Annotated in this window: 14 protein-coding genes; 10 read left to right on the top strand and 4 right to left on the bottom strand. The window is 67.9% G+C overall.

Features of this window, described 5'->3' with window-relative positions; translation table 11 throughout:
• Nucleotides 1-310 precede the first annotated feature (310 nt).
• From J2X52_RS11235 to J2X52_RS11225, 3 genes are all read left to right on the top strand, one after another.
• Nucleotides 311-1,045, top strand: coding sequence for a hypothetical protein (locus tag J2X52_RS11235; RefSeq protein WP_310153073.1), 735 nt, complete (start codon nucleotides 311-313; stop codon nucleotides 1,043-1,045).
• Nucleotides 1,046-1,123: 78 nt separating this feature from the next.
• Nucleotides 1,124-1,501 carry an EF-hand domain-containing protein gene (locus tag J2X52_RS11230; RefSeq protein WP_310153070.1) on the top strand — a complete coding sequence of 126 codons (378 nt, stop codon included), beginning with the start codon at nucleotides 1,124-1,126 and terminating at the stop codon, nucleotides 1,499-1,501.
• Between the two features lie 86 nt (nucleotides 1,502-1,587).
• Nucleotides 1,588-2,091 (top strand): hypothetical protein, encoded by a 504-nt coding sequence (locus J2X52_RS11225; protein WP_310153067.1) that lies wholly within the window; start codon nucleotides 1,588-1,590, stop codon nucleotides 2,089-2,091.
• A gap of 75 nt (nucleotides 2,092-2,166) precedes the next feature.
• Here the strand turns inward: J2X52_RS11225 and J2X52_RS11220 are convergent, their stop codons facing one another.
• From J2X52_RS11220 to J2X52_RS11210, 3 genes are all read right to left on the bottom strand, one after another.
• Entirely contained in the window at nucleotides 2,167-2,598 is a 432-nt protein-coding gene (locus J2X52_RS11220) for a PepSY domain-containing protein (protein ID WP_310153063.1), read from the bottom strand.
• A 103-nt stretch (nucleotides 2,599-2,701) separates the two neighbouring features.
• Entirely contained in the window at nucleotides 2,702-4,108 is a 1,407-nt protein-coding gene (locus J2X52_RS11215) for a UdgX family uracil-DNA binding protein (protein ID WP_310153343.1), read from the bottom strand.
• Nucleotides 4,109-4,246: 138 nt separating this feature from the next.
• Complete coding sequence (locus tag J2X52_RS11210; RefSeq protein ID WP_310153060.1) at nucleotides 4,247-5,527, bottom strand: putative DNA modification/repair radical SAM protein; 1,281 nt, start codon at nucleotides 5,525-5,527, stop codon at nucleotides 4,247-4,249.
• Between the two features lie 281 nt (nucleotides 5,528-5,808).
• On the opposite strand from J2X52_RS11210, the gene J2X52_RS11205 reads away from it, so the two are divergent.
• The 4 genes from J2X52_RS11205 to J2X52_RS11190 are packed head-to-tail and all read left to right on the top strand — an operon-like array spanning nucleotide 5,809 to nucleotide 9,969.
• On the top strand, nucleotides 5,809-6,507 hold the full coding sequence (locus J2X52_RS11205; protein WP_310153058.1) for a cytochrome c oxidase subunit II: 699 nt from the start codon (nucleotides 5,809-5,811) through the stop codon (nucleotides 6,505-6,507).
• Nucleotides 6,504-9,044: a cytochrome c oxidase subunit I gene (ctaD, locus tag J2X52_RS11200; protein WP_310153055.1), complete on the top strand. Its 2,541-nt coding sequence runs from the start codon at nucleotides 6,504-6,506 to the stop codon at nucleotides 9,042-9,044. Before J2X52_RS11205 ends, ctaD begins: the two co-directional genes overlap by 4 nt.
• A 14-nt stretch (nucleotides 9,045-9,058) precedes the next feature.
• On the top strand, nucleotides 9,059-9,415 hold the full coding sequence (locus J2X52_RS11195) for a hypothetical protein (protein ID WP_310153053.1): 357 nt from the start codon (nucleotides 9,059-9,061) through the stop codon (nucleotides 9,413-9,415).
• Nucleotides 9,416-9,429: 14 nt separating this feature from the next.
• Nucleotides 9,430-9,969, top strand: a complete 540-nt coding sequence (locus J2X52_RS11190; RefSeq protein WP_310153049.1) for a DUF2231 domain-containing protein — start codon at nucleotides 9,430-9,432, stop codon at nucleotides 9,967-9,969.
• 620 nt (nucleotides 9,970-10,589) lie between these two features.
• Here the strand turns inward: J2X52_RS11190 and J2X52_RS11185 are convergent.
• Nucleotides 10,590-11,090, bottom strand: coding sequence for a CopD family protein (locus J2X52_RS11185; protein ID WP_310153046.1), 501 nt, complete (start codon nucleotides 11,088-11,090; stop codon nucleotides 10,590-10,592).
• A gap of 113 nt (nucleotides 11,091-11,203) precedes the next feature.
• Between J2X52_RS11185 and J2X52_RS11180 the strand changes: the two genes are divergently transcribed.
• The 3 genes from J2X52_RS11180 to J2X52_RS11170 all read left to right on the top strand — a co-directional run bounded on the left by J2X52_RS11180 (nucleotide 11,204) and on the right by J2X52_RS11170 (nucleotide 14,902).
• Nucleotides 11,204-12,115: a cytochrome c oxidase assembly protein gene (locus J2X52_RS11180; RefSeq protein ID WP_310153044.1), complete on the top strand. Its 912-nt coding sequence runs from the start codon at nucleotides 11,204-11,206 to the stop codon at nucleotides 12,113-12,115.
• Nucleotides 12,112-13,431, top strand: coding sequence for a ferric reductase-like transmembrane domain-containing protein (locus J2X52_RS11175; protein ID WP_310153041.1), 1,320 nt, complete (start codon nucleotides 12,112-12,114; stop codon nucleotides 13,429-13,431). Before J2X52_RS11180 ends, J2X52_RS11175 begins: the two co-directional genes overlap by 4 nt.
• A gap of 292 nt (nucleotides 13,432-13,723) precedes the next feature.
• Nucleotides 13,724-14,902, top strand: a complete 1,179-nt coding sequence (locus J2X52_RS11170) for a mechanosensitive ion channel domain-containing protein (protein WP_310153038.1) — start codon at nucleotides 13,724-13,726, stop codon at nucleotides 14,900-14,902.
• The last annotated feature ends 24 nt before the right edge of the window (nucleotides 14,903-14,926 follow it).

Below are 14,926 nucleotides of genomic sequence, written 5' to 3'. Positions count from 1 at the left end.
CGTGTTGGCGAAGCATCGCTTGCAGGTCTCGGCGGATTTGATCCTGAAGATTGCAGACGCGCTGCTGACCAACGCGGTGCGCGCTCGATTTGCGCACGCTGATCGCGCCCCGCCAAAAGCACCCTCACCCAACTCCCGCTCCGCGCCCCGGCCCTCGCGCCAGCACGAGGGGGTTCGTAGACACGCGAGCCAGTGGCTCGCAAGCGTGCCGCCTCACCCCAGCGGGAGAGGGGCTTGCGGGGACCTCCCACGACACCCTCACGCCCCCGGTGCGAGCATCCGCGCCGGTTCCCCGCCGGAAGACACCGACATGCGACTGCTCGTCCTGCTCTGCGCCATCGCGATGCCGGTCGTCGCCTGGCTGTCGCAGACCGGCGCGTTCGGCCCCGACCAGGGCACGATCTCCAATCGCTATCCCACCCTGCTGGTCGCCGCCGGCTATGCATTCTCGGTCTGGGGGCTGATCTTCCTGCTGGATCTGCTCTACGCCCTCTGGCAGGCGACCGGCACGCGGCGCAGCGACCCGCTGCTGGGCCGCATCGCGCCCGCAGCCGCGCTCGGCTTCTTTCTCACCGCGATCTGGATGCCGCTGTTCTCGGCCGGTCTGTTCTGGGCCTGCGTCGTGGTGATCTTCGGCGCGTTGATGGCGCTGGCCTGGTGCGCGGTGCAGCTGTCGCGCCCCGTCAACGCGAAGCGCTACCGGCTGGCGTGGCTGGCACTGTCGGTCCATGCCGGCTGGTTGTCGCTGGCAGCGTTCCTCAATGTCGCGCAGACGATCGTCGCCTACCAGCTGCTGTCGACCAGCTGCATGCTCGGCTGGAGTCTCGCGCTGTGGGCGATCTCGGCGGTCGTGCTGCTGGTGCTCAACTGGCGCATGCGCGGCAACATCGCCTACTTGGCGATCGCGCTGTGGGGCTTGTTCGCGGTGTGGTTCAAGCAGACCGAGTGGCCGCTGGCCGGCGCGGTGACCTCCGCCTGGGTGGCGCTCGGCATCGGCGCGCTGCTGGCGATCCAGACCGTGCTGCTGCGTCTGCGCCACCGCTGAGACCAGCGCGACGCGTTCATGCGGCATGCGGCCACGCGTTGCGAACCTGTTGCATCAGGACACATCACAGGGGCTTCCATGATCCGTACATCCACGGCCACCGGCCTGCTCGTACTCGCCGCCGCGCTGTCGCCGGCCCTCGCCCAGGTCACCACTTCCCCGCTGCAGCAGGTCGACGCGCCGCCCGAGCTGTCCTCGCAGTCCGGCCGCCAGACCGGCGTGGTCACGATGGATCGCGACGACGGCCCGCAGGTCATCATCCGCTCCTTCGAGCCGCGCTCGGCCCTCTCCGACCAGTACCGCATCGATTTCACCGCGCTCGACACCGACGGCGACGGCTACATCAGCCGCGCCGAGGCCAAGGCGCACCCAGCGCTCGACGCCGAGTTCAACGCGATCGACAGCAACCGCGACGGCCGCCTGAGCCGCGAAGAACTCGCGGGCTGGCTGCGCTGATCGGTCGCACCCTCGGGCGCCGCATCGCGACCGCGCTGCGCTAGCCTATGCCGCCGCCGGCAACCGGTCGGCGACGGAGTGTTCGCGTGAACCAGATTCCCCATGACGACATCGATGCACCGCGTTCGCGCGGCCCGCTGCTGGTCGGCGCGGTGTTCGTATTGATGATCGGCATCTTCATCGGCGCGCTCGGCGCGACCGTGCTGCTGCGCATGAGCATCGGCTCGGCCGGCGACCTCAAGGCACGCGAGGCGATCCGCCTGCATGCGTTGCTCGAGGCGCCGGGTGGCATTGCGGCGCCGGACGCGTCGACCGAGCGTACGACCGCGGCTTTCGCCCACAGCTTCATCGTCAGCACCGCGGCGATCGATGCGGTGTCCTCGCTCGACGAGCGCGCACAGCTGGTCGACATCGCGCGCTGGATGGTCGAAACAGATGCGCTGTCGGCGCGCGGAGATGCGGTCTCGCGCTGGGCGATGATCGCCGCGCGCTGCGTGGACACAAATGCGGACGCGCCCAAGGACGCCGCGAACTGCGTGCGCGACCAGATGCCGCACGACGTGCCGATTCCGGATCACGCGCGCGACTGACACGCCGCCAGCAGGTTCCAGACAGCAGAACGCCCGGCCGGAGCCGGGCGTTCGGTTATTGCGACGCAAGATCGATCAGTCGCGCGATTCGCTGACGACGCGGCCGTCTTCCGGATCGAGCTTGAGATCCATGCGCACGCCCTGGGCGTTGTCGGCCTCGGCCTCCCACATGCCGTCATCGAACTTGACGTCATCGATGCGGGTATAACCCGCCGCCGTCAGCTTGGCGCGGATATCCGCTTCGCCGAGGCTGGTCGCACCGGCATTCTCCGGATAGATGCGGCCGGTCGCCGGATCCAGGCGCACATCGATCTTGCTGCCGTTGGCATCCTTGACGTCGGCCTTCCAGATGCCGTCCTTGAACTCGACATCGGTGATCTCGGTGTACCCGCCCTCGGTCAGCGCGGCGCGCACCTGGGTGCTGGTCATAGCGTCCTGCGCGACGGCGGCGCCGGCAGCCAGGGACAGGGCCAGAACCAGGCCACGGACAGCAGTCGACTGCTTCATCGGGAAACTCCTCGCATGGGTGTGCGGCGAGTCTTGGTCGCCTGCCGCGAAGTAGAAGTGAACGCCGACGCGCCCCGTTCAGCCACGCGGCGCATACAAGGTGTCAGGCCTCGACCAAGCGGCGCAGATCGTCGACGAACCCAACGTAGGCCGCGTCCTGGGCGGCGGGTTCGCCCTGCCGTAGCACCCACGAGGGGTGCACGGTGGCGAACGCGCGCACGCCGTCTTCGCGCGTGCGCCAGATGCCGCGTTCTTCGGTTAGACGCACACCAGGGCCGAATACCGCACGCGCGGCACTGGCGCCGAGGCAGACGATGCGCTCGGGCCGCACCTGCGCGATCTCCGCGCGCAGCCAACCGTTGCAGGCCTCGATGTGCGCCACGTCCGGCCGCTTGTGCAGGCGACGCTTGCCGCGCGGCTCGAAGCGGAAATGCTTGACCGCATTGGTCAGGTACAGCGTCTCGCGATCGATGCCGAGCTCATCCAGCGCGCGCGAAAACAGGCGCCCCGCGGGGCCGACGAACGGGCGTCCGGACAGATCTTCCTCGTCGCCTGGCTGCTCGCCGACGATCATCGTGCGCGCGGTCGAAGGTCCTTCGCCGAATACGATCTGCGTCGCCGGTTGCCACAACGGGCACCGCCGGCAATCGCGCGCGGAGTCGCGCAGCGCTTCGAGCGTGCCGGCCACCACAGGCGCGGGCGTCGGCGCTGCGGGAATGCGGCGACGCGGCGCTTGATGTTCGCGCTCGGCCATCTCGCGCACGCGCAGGCCGGCGTCGCGAACAAGGTCGGGCAGCAGCGCCGCCTCCGGCAGATGCTTCCAGTATTTCTGCGGCATCTCGGCGCGCATCATCGTGGTGTTGAGCCGCGCCGGATTGAAGATGTTCGCGTAATAGGTGCGCCAGAGATCCTCGCGCGCGTCTTCGGTGGGCGCATCGGTGCGCGCGCCGCCATCGGCGAACGCCAGCGCCTCGCCGTCCCACGTCGCGGTGCGGTACGGCGTCACGATCGCCCAGCGCATACCGGCGAAACGGCGCGCGAAGAACGGCGCGACGCGGTCGACGATGTGATGATCGGGCTCGAACCAGGCGATGTAGTGCTCCTTGTCGCCGGGCACTTCGCGGAAGCGCACGAAGGCCTTCATCTTGTGGCTGTCGCGGCGCACCGCCTGCGCCATTGTGTTGGCGCGGTGCACGTCGGGATCGGACGCGCGCTGCAGCAGCGCGCGCTCGCCTTCGGCGATGCGCCAGAGTATCCGGTAGAGCAAGCCGTGGCGGTCTTCGGCGCGATTGCAGAGCACGGCACCGGCTAGGGCCAGGAACTCCGCCGGCACGCGGGGCGCGGGACGCTGCGCCGGCAGCAAGGCGAGATCGCTGCCACCGAGCAGCGAGCCCTGCATGCCGCCGTTCCAGTCGATACGCTCCGGCGCGACACCGGCGCGCAACGCGGCACGCGCGGCGGCGCGCCAGACGGCGGGGTCCCAAGGCGGTTCGACGTGGGCGGCGACCAGCGGGTCGACGGTGTGGCGATTCATGCCGGGCACGTCATCGGCACCGCGTACGTGTAGGAGCGCGCTTGCGCGCGATGCGGCATCACCAGAAACGCTCCGTCGCGCGCAAGCGCGCTCCTACACAAAGCCGCTCTGTCATCAGAACAGGCTCGCCTGCCGCGGCTGCGGGGCGAGTTCATTGCGCAGGCGTGCGGGATCGTCGAGCCGCTGGCGTGGGTGATGGCCGGGCGTGATCACGAACGGCATGATCTTCTTCAGCGGCACGCGCAGACGGGCGAGATCGTCGAGGCGCAGCGCGCCGTGCGGGCGCGCGGAAATGATGCGCTCGACATTGCGCGTGCCCAGGCCCGGCACGCGCAGCAGCATCTCCCGCGGCGCGCGGTTGATGTCGACCGGGAAACGCGTCGGGTTGCGCAGCGCCCAGGCGAGCTTGGGATCGACGTCGAGATCGAGCATGCCCGGTGCCTGGGCGTCCACGTCCTCCGCGTTCGCCGCGTCGGGCGTAATCTCGTCGACATCGAATCCGTAGAAACGCAGCAGCCAGTCGGCCTGGTAGAGACGATGCTCGCGCAGCAGCGGCGGCGACTGCAGCGGCAGGTTCTTCGAAGCATCGGGAATCGGACTGAAGGCCGAGTAGTACACCCGCCGCATGCGGTAGGTGCCGTACATCCGGTTGCTGGTCTCCAGAATGCTGCGGTCGTCGGCATCGTCGGCGCCGACGATCATCTGCGTGCTCTGCCCGGCCGGCGCGAAACGCGGCGCCTTGGCGCGGCGCACGGTGACGCCCTGCCGTTTCACCCGGCGCGCATCCTTGTCCTCGTCGATACGCCACTTGAGCTCGCCCATCGCGCCGTGGATGCCGGCGTGGGTCTTCTCAGGCGCCAGCGCCGACATGCCGGCCTCGGTGGGCAGTTCGATGTTGATGCTCAGGCGATCGGCGTAGCGGCCGGCCGCGGCCAGCAACTCGGGCGCGGCATCTGGAATCGTCTTGAGATGGATGTAGCCGGCGAAGCGGTGGTCTTCGCGCAGGCTGCGCGCGACTTCGACCATCTGCTCCATCGTGTAGTCGCCGCTGCGGATGATGCCGCTGGAGAGAAACAATCCTTCGATGTAATTGCGCTTGTAGAAATCCAGCGTCAGCGTCACGACCTCCTCGGGCGTGAAGCGCGCGCGGCGCACGTTGCTCGACACGCGGTTGACGCAATAGGCGCAGTCGAAGATGCAGAAGTTGGTCAGCAGGATCTTCAACAGCGACACGCAACGGCCGTCCGGCGTGTAGGAGTGGCAGATGCCCATGCCTTCGGTGCTGCCGATGCCGCCGGTCTTCGACGAATCGCGTTTGTTCGCGCCGCTCGACGCGCAAGAGGCGTCGTACTTGGCGGCATCGGCGAGGATCGCGAGCTTGTCTGTCAGGTTCACGCGCGTACTGTGCCCGTCAATCGTCTCAGGCCATGAGACTGCCGGACATGCTGATCCGCGCTGTGAGTGCGGCGCGAGGCCCGCGTCGTGCCGTCGCATTCACAGAACGTGGCCGCACCGATCGGTAGCGTACTTCGAGGGTTGGCCGACCGGCTGCCCATGTACGTGGACACTGGGGCCGCACCATCGACATGCCGATCCGAGATTGCCGACGCTCCGGCGCCCTGCTTGCCGCCGCATCGTTTGCGATGCTGGCCAGCGCCTGCGCCGGTCCGCAATCCATGCTCGATCCCGCGGGTCCCGCCGCCGCCGAGATCGCCCGCGGAAGCTGGTTGATGACGGGCCTGTTCACCGTGGTCTGGGTGGGTGTGCTGCTGTTGCTGTGGCACACCCTGCGCCGGCGCGATGCGGGCGCGGGGCCGCGACGTCCCGAGCGCCTGATCCTGTGGGGCGGCGTGGCACTGCCGCTGGTCGTCGTCGCGGCCCTACTGATCTACGGCACGCTGACCAGCGCGCGCGTGACCGGCGTGGGCAGTGAACCCGATGCGGTGATCGAAGTCACCGCGCGCCAGTGGCAATGGCACTTCCGCTATCGCGACGGCAACGACCAAGTGATCGGCGAGAGCATCGACGAACTGGCGATGCCGCTGGGCCAGATGATCGAGTTCCGCATCACCAGCGAAGACGTGATCCACAGCTTCTGGATTCCGCGGCTGGGCGGCAAGGTCGACGCGATTCCCGGGCGGGTCAACACGCTGCGGCTGCGCGCCGACCGCGACACGCCGATGCGCGGCCAGTGCGCCGAGTTCTGCGGGCTGGAACATGCGCGCATGCTCTTCCCTGTTCGCGTGATCAATCCTGCGGCGCTGCCCGGTTGGCTCGCCGAGCGTGATGCGCGGCCCGCCGACGAGCCGCCATCTGCGCATGCGCCCGCCGGCCGCGCGCCGCCGCGCCATGGTGCTTCGGAGGATGTGCTGTGAGCCCCGCAACACCCGACCACACGATTCCCACGCCCGGCGATCACCTGCGCCATGCCGACCGCCTCGCACGACTGACACGTGTGTGGGCCAATGGCCCGGGCATCGTCGGCCAGCTGACCGCGGTCAACCACTCCACGGTGTCGATGCGCTTCATCGTCACCGGTTTCGCCTTCCTGCTGGTCGGTGGCCTGCTGTCGATGTTCATGCGCCTGCAGCTGGCCTGGCCGGGCCTCGAGGTGCTGGATCCGCAGCGTTACGCGCAGTTCGTGACCATGCACGGCACGACGATGATGTTCCTGTTCGCGGTGCCGATCATGGGCGGCTTCGGCATGTATCTGGTGCCGAAGATGATCGGCGCGCGTGACCTGCCGTTCCCGCGCCTGTCGGCATTCGGCTATTGGTGTTACCTGTTCGGCGGCCTGTTCCTGTATTCGAGTTTCATCTTCGGCAGCGTGCCCGACACCGGCTGGTTCATGTACACGCCGTTGAGCGACTCGACCTATTCGCCGGGCAAGGGCGCGGACTTCTGGCTGATCGGCGTGACCTTCGCCGAGATCGCGGCCGTGGTCGCGTCGGTGGAAATGATCACCGCGGTGCTGATCACCCGCGCGCCGGGCATGGACCTGCGACGGATGCCGCTGTTCGTCTGGGCGATGCTGGTCACCGCCTTCATGATCGCTTTCGGCTTCCCGCCGCTGATCCTGGCCAGCATCCTGCTCGAGATCCAGCGCGCATTCGATTTCGCATTTTTCGAGGTCGCCCGCGGCGGCGATCCGCTGCTGTGGCAGCACCTGTTCTGGCTGTTCGGCCATCCCGAGGTCTACATCATCTTCCTGCCCGCCGCCGGCGTGGTCTCGATGGTGGTGTCGACGTTCGCGCGCCGTCCGATGATCGGCTACACCTGGATCGTGCTCGCGCTGGTGGCGACGGGCTTCCTCAGCTTCGGGCTGTGGGTGCATCACATGTTCGCGGTCGGCATTCCCTTGCTGGCGCTGGCGTTCTTCAGCGCCGCCAGCATGATGGTGGCGATCCCGACCGGCATCCAGATCTTCGCGTGGCTGGCCACGCTGTGGGCCGGCAAGCCGTGGCTGCGCGTGCCGATGCTCTACATCATCGGTTTCTTCGTGGTGTTCATCTGCGGCGGCCTGACCGGGGTGATGCTGGCCTTTGTGCCGTTCAACTGGCAGGTGCACGACACCCACTTCGTCGTCGCCCACCTGCACTACGTGCTGATCGGCGGGCTGATGTTCCCGCTGTTCGCCGGCCTGTATTACTGGCTGCCGCTGGCCAGTGGTCGGATGCCGAGCGAATCGCTGAGCCGCAGCGGATTCTGGCTGGTGTTCATCGGCTTCAACCTCGCGTTCCTGCCGATGCACGTGACCGGCATGGGCGGCATGCCGCGCCGGGTAGACACCTATGCGATGGAACTCGGCGTGCACTGGCTCAACCTGCTGTCGACTGCGGCCGGGTTCGTGATGGCCGTCGGCGTGATCGCGATCCTGATCGACGTGGCGCTGTGTTTCCTGCTCGGCCGCCGCGGCGTCGAGAATCCGTGGCAGGCCGGCACGCTGGAGTGGGCGGTGCCGACGCCGGTACCGACCTACAACTTCGCTTCGGTCCCACAGATCGAGAGCCGTTATCCGCTGTGGGACAACCCGGAGGTGGTCGAGGCCACACGGCGCACCGATGGCCTGCTGGGCGAAGCCCACGACGACCGCCGCGAACTGCTCGGTACCGGCATCCAATCCGGCCGCCCGGAGCAGGTGATCCGTATCTCCAACTCCACCTGGCTGCCGATCCTGGCCGCGGCCACGATCGCCGTGCTGCTGGCCGGCTTCATCAGCTCGCAGTACTGGCTGTCGATCCTGATGCTGGTGCCACTGATCGGCCTGTTCCTGCATTGGGCCTGGACCACCGGTGACCGCCATGCGCCGACCGAGATCGAAATCGCGCCGGGCCTGCGCCTGCCCACACAGGCGTCCGCGCGCAATGCGCCGGGCTGGTGGGCGCTGGTCGGCACGTTGCTGATCGACGGCTCGCTGTTCGCCTCCCTGGTGTTCGCCTATTTCTATCTATGGCTCAACGCGCCGGCCTGGCCGGCGGGCGGTGCGACGGTGATGGCGTGGACGCCGGCCCTGACCGCGCTGTCCCTGCTAGCGCTGCCGCTGATCGCGGCCTGGCGTGGGCCTGCAGCGCTGGCGGCCGGCCGGCTGCGCACGGCGATCGTGTGGCAGGGCGTGGCGCTCGTCGGCGGCGCCGCGTTCCTCGCGGTGCATCTGCCGGCGATGTGGACCGCGGTCGGCGCGCCGCAGGTGCATGCCTATGCGTCGGTGGCGTGGACGCTGGCAGGTTTCCACGCGGTGCATGTGTGCGTGGCACTGCTGATCGGCGGCTTCACCGCGCTGCGCATCCATCATGGTTATGTCGACGCGGTCCGCAGCCTCGAGTCGCGGATCGCCGCCGGCTTCTGGCGCTATACCGTCGGCATCGGCGTGATCACCTGGGCGGTGCTGCACCTGTTCCCGAGGTGGGTATGAACCGGCCACCGCGCATGACCCTGACCCGCATGAGCGTGCCCTACGCGCTGTGGGCGTTGCACTTCGTCGCCCTCTACAGCCTGCAGGGCCTGGCCTGCGCGCAGCAGCTGTGGCGTGAGCGCGTGGGCGGTCTCGAACTCATGACCTGGGTGCTGTGGGCGCTGACAGCGCTCGTGCTCGCCGCGATCGCGTTCGAAGCCCGGCGTGCCTGGCACATCCGTCGCGCCTTGCAGGCGAGTGACGAGACAGGCCGCGCCGATCACGAACGACGCTCTTTCCTGGTGGCATTGAGCCTGCTTGGCGCGGCAGTGTCCGCGCTCGGCGTCGTGTTCACCGCTTCGCCGCTGGCGATGCTCCCGACCTGCGCCTGAGGCGCCAGACATCCATGCGCGACGATCTCAAACAGCCGGTTCCCGACACCAAAAGCCACACCGTGGAGAGCGTGCTGGCGATCGCCAAGCACCCCATCCACCCGATGCTGGTGACCTTCCCCATCGCGTTCCTGTCGATGGTCGTGATCTCCGACGTGCTCTTTCTATGGCTCGGTGCTGTGTTCTGGGCCGAACTCTCGTTCTGGCTCAACGTCGGGGGGCTCGGCTTCGGCGTGCTCGCCGGCATCGTCGGCACGATCGACATGATGTCGATCCGCGTGGTGCGCCGGCACGTCTCGGCCTGGAACCACTTCATCGTCGCGGTGATGGTGCTGGCGATGGCCGCGCTCGGCGTCTGGTTGCGGCTGCCCGGCCATGCCGAAGCCGTGTGGCCATGGGGCCTGCTGTCATCGGCGACGATGGCGGTACTGGTGGGCGTGGCCGGCTGGCTCGGCGGCACGCTGAGCTTCCGCCATGGCGTGGGTGTGTATGGGGACGGGGAAACCGAGGCTGCGAGTGGGCGCGATGCGGTGGAGAAGCCACCGGCGGAGTAGGGTTCGCCGTTCGCCTTTGCTTCTGGTTTGCTTTCACGTTTGAAGTCCGTAACGACATCGCCCATGTGCGCAGACCCATCGGGCGCCGCACATGGATGTGCGGCGTTTTTCGACCGAGCCAGGATGGCGAGTCGAAAAATCCCTGAACGAGTGACACGCCGGGTGAGCTCCGTCGGGGCTGGCCCTTTTCTTTGGTTCCGTTTCTTTGACTCGCATCTTCGATGCTCGCCCTTCAGGTCGGCTGCGCCGTTCGCACTGCGTGCGTGGGGCCAGCAAAAGAAATGAACCCGCTCGCCGCAAGGTGAGTGGAAGCGTTTGATCCTGCTTGGCGCCGTCGGCGAACAAGCGAACGACTGCGTCAAACGCTTTCGTCCGCTGACGCGGCCGAGTTCATTTTTTTGGTGGACGCCAAAAGAAACGGAACCAAAGAAAAACGTCTCCCCGACACGTCCGAAGCCCGCGGCGTCATGCGCACCGGGATTTTCCGACTCGGCATCCTGGCTCGGTCGGAAAACGCCGCACATCCATGTGCGGCGCCCTGCGGGTCTTCTAGCTAAGCCATTGCGTGACGCTTCGATAGGAGCGGAGCAACAGGAAAGCAAAAGCAAAAAAACAATTCGCTACGGCCTCGCGGCGCCATCCTCCAGCCCAGGCACCACATCCTCCACATCCACATTGCGCGATGGCGGCGCCGGCAGATCCCCCAGCGTCTGCGGCTTTGCGCCCGTCAGCCCGGCGATCAGCAGCAACAACAGCAGCGGGATCCATCCGATCACCCGGAAGAACGTCGGCCCATGCCGGCAGCGGTCGTGGCCAAGTTCGTAGAGCAGCAGGCCCATGTACAGATGCAGCAGCACCGCGCCGGCGACGACCACGAGCTTGAGCACCAGCCACGCACCACTGGGATTCCAAGCGATCAGGATGCCGCCGATCGCGATCGTCACCAACGCGGCCGGGGTCATGATCCGGAAGAACAGGGTATTGGTGACCGGATTCCAGTACGTCGGATCCGAATCGATTTCCTTGCGGTGGTGCGCGACGAACAGTCGCGGCAGGAAGAACAAGCCGGCGAACCAGATCGTCATTGCCAGGATGTGCAGGATCTTGAGCCAGAAGTACACCGGCGCTCCACCAATCTTCGAATCGCGCAGCGTACGCGCGTCCGCATCAAGTCCGTGTGGCGTTGCCTGCACGTCGACGCGATGTCCCGCCGCCGGCTGCTAGGGTCGACCGCATGTCCCGTGCCGCCTTCCTCCTCCCCGGCATCGCCGGCCCGGTGTGCCTGCTGGCCGCATCGACGGCGGGGGCGGCGATGCCGGAGGGGCCGGCGCCGCCCCTCGGCGCTGCCTGGACGCTGTCGATGTGGTCCCTGCTGCCGATGACATGCGGGGTGATGCTGTACATCGCAGGCTGGGTCCGCATGGGCCACACCGCTTCTGGCGCCGCGCACCCGGGGTGGCGGCCGCTCGCATTCGCGGCCGGCATGATCGCGCTGGCGCTCGCCTTGGTCTGGCCGCTGGACACGTATGCGGCCTATGCGCTGTCGGCGCATGTCGCCCAGCACATGACCCTGCTCGCCTGGGCACCGCCGCTGCTACTGATCGCGCGGCCCTGGGCGGTGGCGTCCCATGCGCTGCCGTCGGCGGTCGCCTCAACGCTGGCCCGCGTGCTCGCGCCGGCCGGCAGGTGTGCAGACCGCCAGCTCGGCGCCGCGACGCTCGTGCATGTCACGACGATGTGGCTGTGGCATCTGCCGGCCGCGACCGCGGCGACGCTGGCCAGCGAATCGCTGCACCGGGCGATGCTCGCGAGCGCGCTGCTGGCCGGCCTGTGGTTCTGGAGCGCGGTGCTGCATCGGCTGCGCACGCGCGACGGCGGCGCGGCCGGCGGGTTCGTCGCGCTGGTCACGGCGATGATGCTGATGGGATTTCTCGGCGCGATGCTGACGTTCTCGCCGCGGCTGCTGTATCCGGCCTACACCGATCGCGCGCTGCTGGCCGGCCTCGATGCGCTGCGCGACCAGCAGCTCGCGGGTCTGCTGATGTGGGTGCCGAGCGGCCTGCCGTACCTGGTCGTCGGCATGTGCCTCGTCATCGCACTTCTGCGCGATGTGCAGCACGGCGCGGCAGATGGCCCTGCGGCATGAACACACGCTGGCGCCGCCTGCTGCTGTGGCTGCTCGCGTGGATGGCGCTGGCCTTGCTGCCGATGGCGATCGCGCTGTCGGGCAATCCCCCGGAAGTACGCGACCGCGTTGTCGAAACCGGCGCCATGCTCGGCCTGCTGGGGCTGGGCGTGCTGTCGGCGCAGGCCCTGACTTCGGGCCGCCAGCGCTGGTTCGCCAAGGGCCTCGGCCAGGACGACGTGCTGCAGTTCCATCGCCAGACCGGCCTGCTCGGCTGGGTGCTGGTGCTGGCGCATCCGCTGACGATGTTCCTCGGCGATGCGCGGTTCCTCGACTATCTGGATCCACGCGAGGACTGGGTGCGCGCAACACCGCTGTGGGGCGCGCTAGTCGCGGTGACGTGGCTGGCCATGACCTCGTTGTGGCGGCTGTCGTTCGGCCTGCAGTACGAACACTGGCGAGCACTGCATGGCCTGCTCGCATTGATGGTCGTCGCGATCGGCCTGGGCCATGCGTTGATGGTCGACCACTACACCGCGCCACTGTGGAAGAAGGCCGCGCTGGTGTTGGCCGTCGGCGCCTCAATCTACGCGGTGCTCGAGCAGCGCGTGCTGCGTCCGCGGCGCCTCGCGCGGCGTCCTTGGACGGTGCAGTCGGTCGGGACCGCGCGCGACGGCAGCCACATGCTGCGTCTGCTGCCGGCTGGGCACGACGGGCTGGACTTCCGCCCGGGCCAGTACGCGTGGATCACGATCGGCGACACGCCATGGCGGCTGCAGCAGCATCCGTTCTCGATCAGTTCCAGCGCCGACGACACGACGCTCGAATTCACGATCAAGCCGCTCGGTGATTTCACCCAGCGCGTGGGCACGTTGTTGCCGGGCACGCGGGCCTTCGTCGAAGGACCGTATGGCGAGTTCGTGTATCTGCCGACGCATTGTCCGGATGGCGCGGTCTTCATCGCAGGCGGTGTCGGGATCACCCCGATCATGAGCATGTTGCGCACCGCGCGCGATCGGGGCGCGACCGCGCCGCTGTGGCTGGTCTACGGCAATCCGGATTGGGATGCGGTGCTGTATCGCGACGAGCTGACCGCGCTTGCAGAAGAACTGCAGCTGACCGTGATCCACGTGCTCGAGGATGCGCCCGATGGCTGGAACGGCGAAACCGGGCATGTCGATGGCGACCTCATTGACCGGCGGTTGCCTGCCAACCTCGCCGCGCTGCCGGTCTATGTCTGCGGCCCGGACGCGCTGGCGAACGCGGTCGAACCCGAACTCGTCGCACGCGGCGTGCCGTCGGACCGGCTGTACTCGGAACGGTTCAATCTCGTATGAGCGCACGCGGAGACTCGACCCGATGATGCACCGCCACCTGCGCCGCGCCGGCGTGATTGCCGCGATCGCCCTGGTCTGCATCGCACTCGCCGCAGCCTGGCTGCGCTGAACGTTTTGTAAGAGCCGCCTATAGGCACCGCCGGGGATGCAGGAGCGCGCTTGCGCGCGATTCGGCTGTGTTGGAACACCCATCGCGCGCAAGCGCGCTCCTACATACACACGCTGCGCCGCGCGGATTAACAGTGTGTGGACCGGTCCGGTCGCACACTGATCCGCCGTCGACGAGACTGCCATGCGCTCTGAATGGACCCATCTCGCTGCCATCGCGTGGCCGTTGCTGGCTGCGCTGATCCTCGGCATTGCCGTGCATTGGAGCCTGCGTGCACTCGCCCGCGCCGCCAGCCGCCGTGCCCGCGAGCAGATGCGTGCGCAGATCGCGCAGGTGGTCGCGGTGCCCGCGGCGGTGGCGCTTCCGCTGTTGTTCCTGTCGCTGGCGCTCAACGCCACGCCGATCGATCCGGACCTGCTCGGCCAGTTGCGCCACTGGATCGCGATCGGCGGCATGTTGTGCCTGACCTGGCTGGTCGCGCGTGCGGTCGGCGCGGTCGAGGCACGCATCCTGCTCGAGCATCCGGTGGACGTGGAGGACAACCTCGCCGCGCGCCGCATCCAGACCCAGGCACGGGTGATCAGCCGCGTGATCCAGGCCGGCGTGATCCTGGTCGGCGTGGCATTGGCGCTGATGACATTCCCGCAGGTGCGCCAGATCGGTGCAGGTTTGCTGGCCTCAGCCGGCATCATCGGTCTGATCGCCGGCGTCGCTGCGCAGCCGGTGTTCGGCAACCTGATCGCCGGCCTGCAGATCGCGCTGGCGCAGCCGATCCGGCTCGACGACGTGGTGATCGTCGAAGGCGAATGGGGCCGCATCGAGGAGATCACCTCGACCTACGTCGTGGTGCGCATCTGGGACGAACGGCGCCTGGTGGTGCCGCTGCAGTGGTTCATTTCGAACCCCTTCCAGAACTGGACCCGTACCAGCGCGCAGCTGCTCGGCACGGTGTTCCTGTGGCTGGACCACCGCGCGCCGATCCCGGCGATCCGCGAAGAACTGCAGCGGATCTGCGAGGCTGATCCACGCTGGGACCGCCGCGTCTGCGTGACCCAGATCACCGAGACCGACAAGCACACGATCGAAGTGCGCCTGCTGGTCAGCGCGCGCAATTCCGGTGAGCTGTTCGACCTGCGCTGCGCGGTACGCGAAGGCATGCTGGCCTTCCTCGACGCGCATCATCCGCAGGCCTTGCCGCGCGTGCGCAACGAGGTCACCGACGGCGACGCGCGACGCGCCGCCACGCATGCGGTCGCGCCGGTGGCCCACGGGAGCACGCAGTCGCCCGGTGCTGAAGCAGACTCGGAGACGACTGTCGACCCCGACCTCGACACCGGCTTGCCATCGGGCCGTGCACAGTGAGCCCTCGCATTCACGACGGAGACC

It is taken from the genome of Luteimonas sp. 3794 (assembly GCF_031456825.1).
GTDB lineage: Bacteria > Pseudomonadota > Gammaproteobacteria > Xanthomonadales > Xanthomonadaceae > Luteimonas.
The sequence above is the reverse complement of the archived record's forward strand: the minus strand, read 5'-3'. Positions and strand labels throughout refer to the sequence as shown.

Coding starts and splice junctions, on each gene's coding strand:
- J2X52_RS11205 (WP_310153058.1), top strand. CDS start 5,809: ATGCTCGATCCCGCGGGTCCCGCCGCCGCCGAGATCGCCCGCGGAAGC.
- J2X52_RS11190 (WP_310153049.1), top strand. CDS start 9,430: ATGCGCGACGATCTCAAACAGCCGGTTCCCGACACCAAAAGCCACACC.
- J2X52_RS11235 (WP_310153073.1), top strand. CDS start 311: ATGCGACTGCTCGTCCTGCTCTGCGCCATCGCGATGCCGGTCGTCGCC.
- J2X52_RS11180 (WP_310153044.1), top strand. CDS start 11,204: ATGTCCCGTGCCGCCTTCCTCCTCCCCGGCATCGCCGGCCCGGTGTGC.
- J2X52_RS11220 (WP_310153063.1), bottom strand. CDS start 2,598: ATGAAGCAGTCGACTGCTGTCCGTGGCCTGGTTCTGGCCCTGTCCCTG.
- J2X52_RS11195 (WP_310153053.1), top strand. CDS start 9,059: ATGACCCTGACCCGCATGAGCGTGCCCTACGCGCTGTGGGCGTTGCAC.
- J2X52_RS11230 (WP_310153070.1), top strand. CDS start 1,124: ATGATCCGTACATCCACGGCCACCGGCCTGCTCGTACTCGCCGCCGCG.
- J2X52_RS11170 (WP_310153038.1), top strand. CDS start 13,724: ATGCGCTCTGAATGGACCCATCTCGCTGCCATCGCGTGGCCGTTGCTG.
- J2X52_RS11175 (WP_310153041.1), top strand. CDS start 12,112: ATGAACACACGCTGGCGCCGCCTGCTGCTGTGGCTGCTCGCGTGGATG.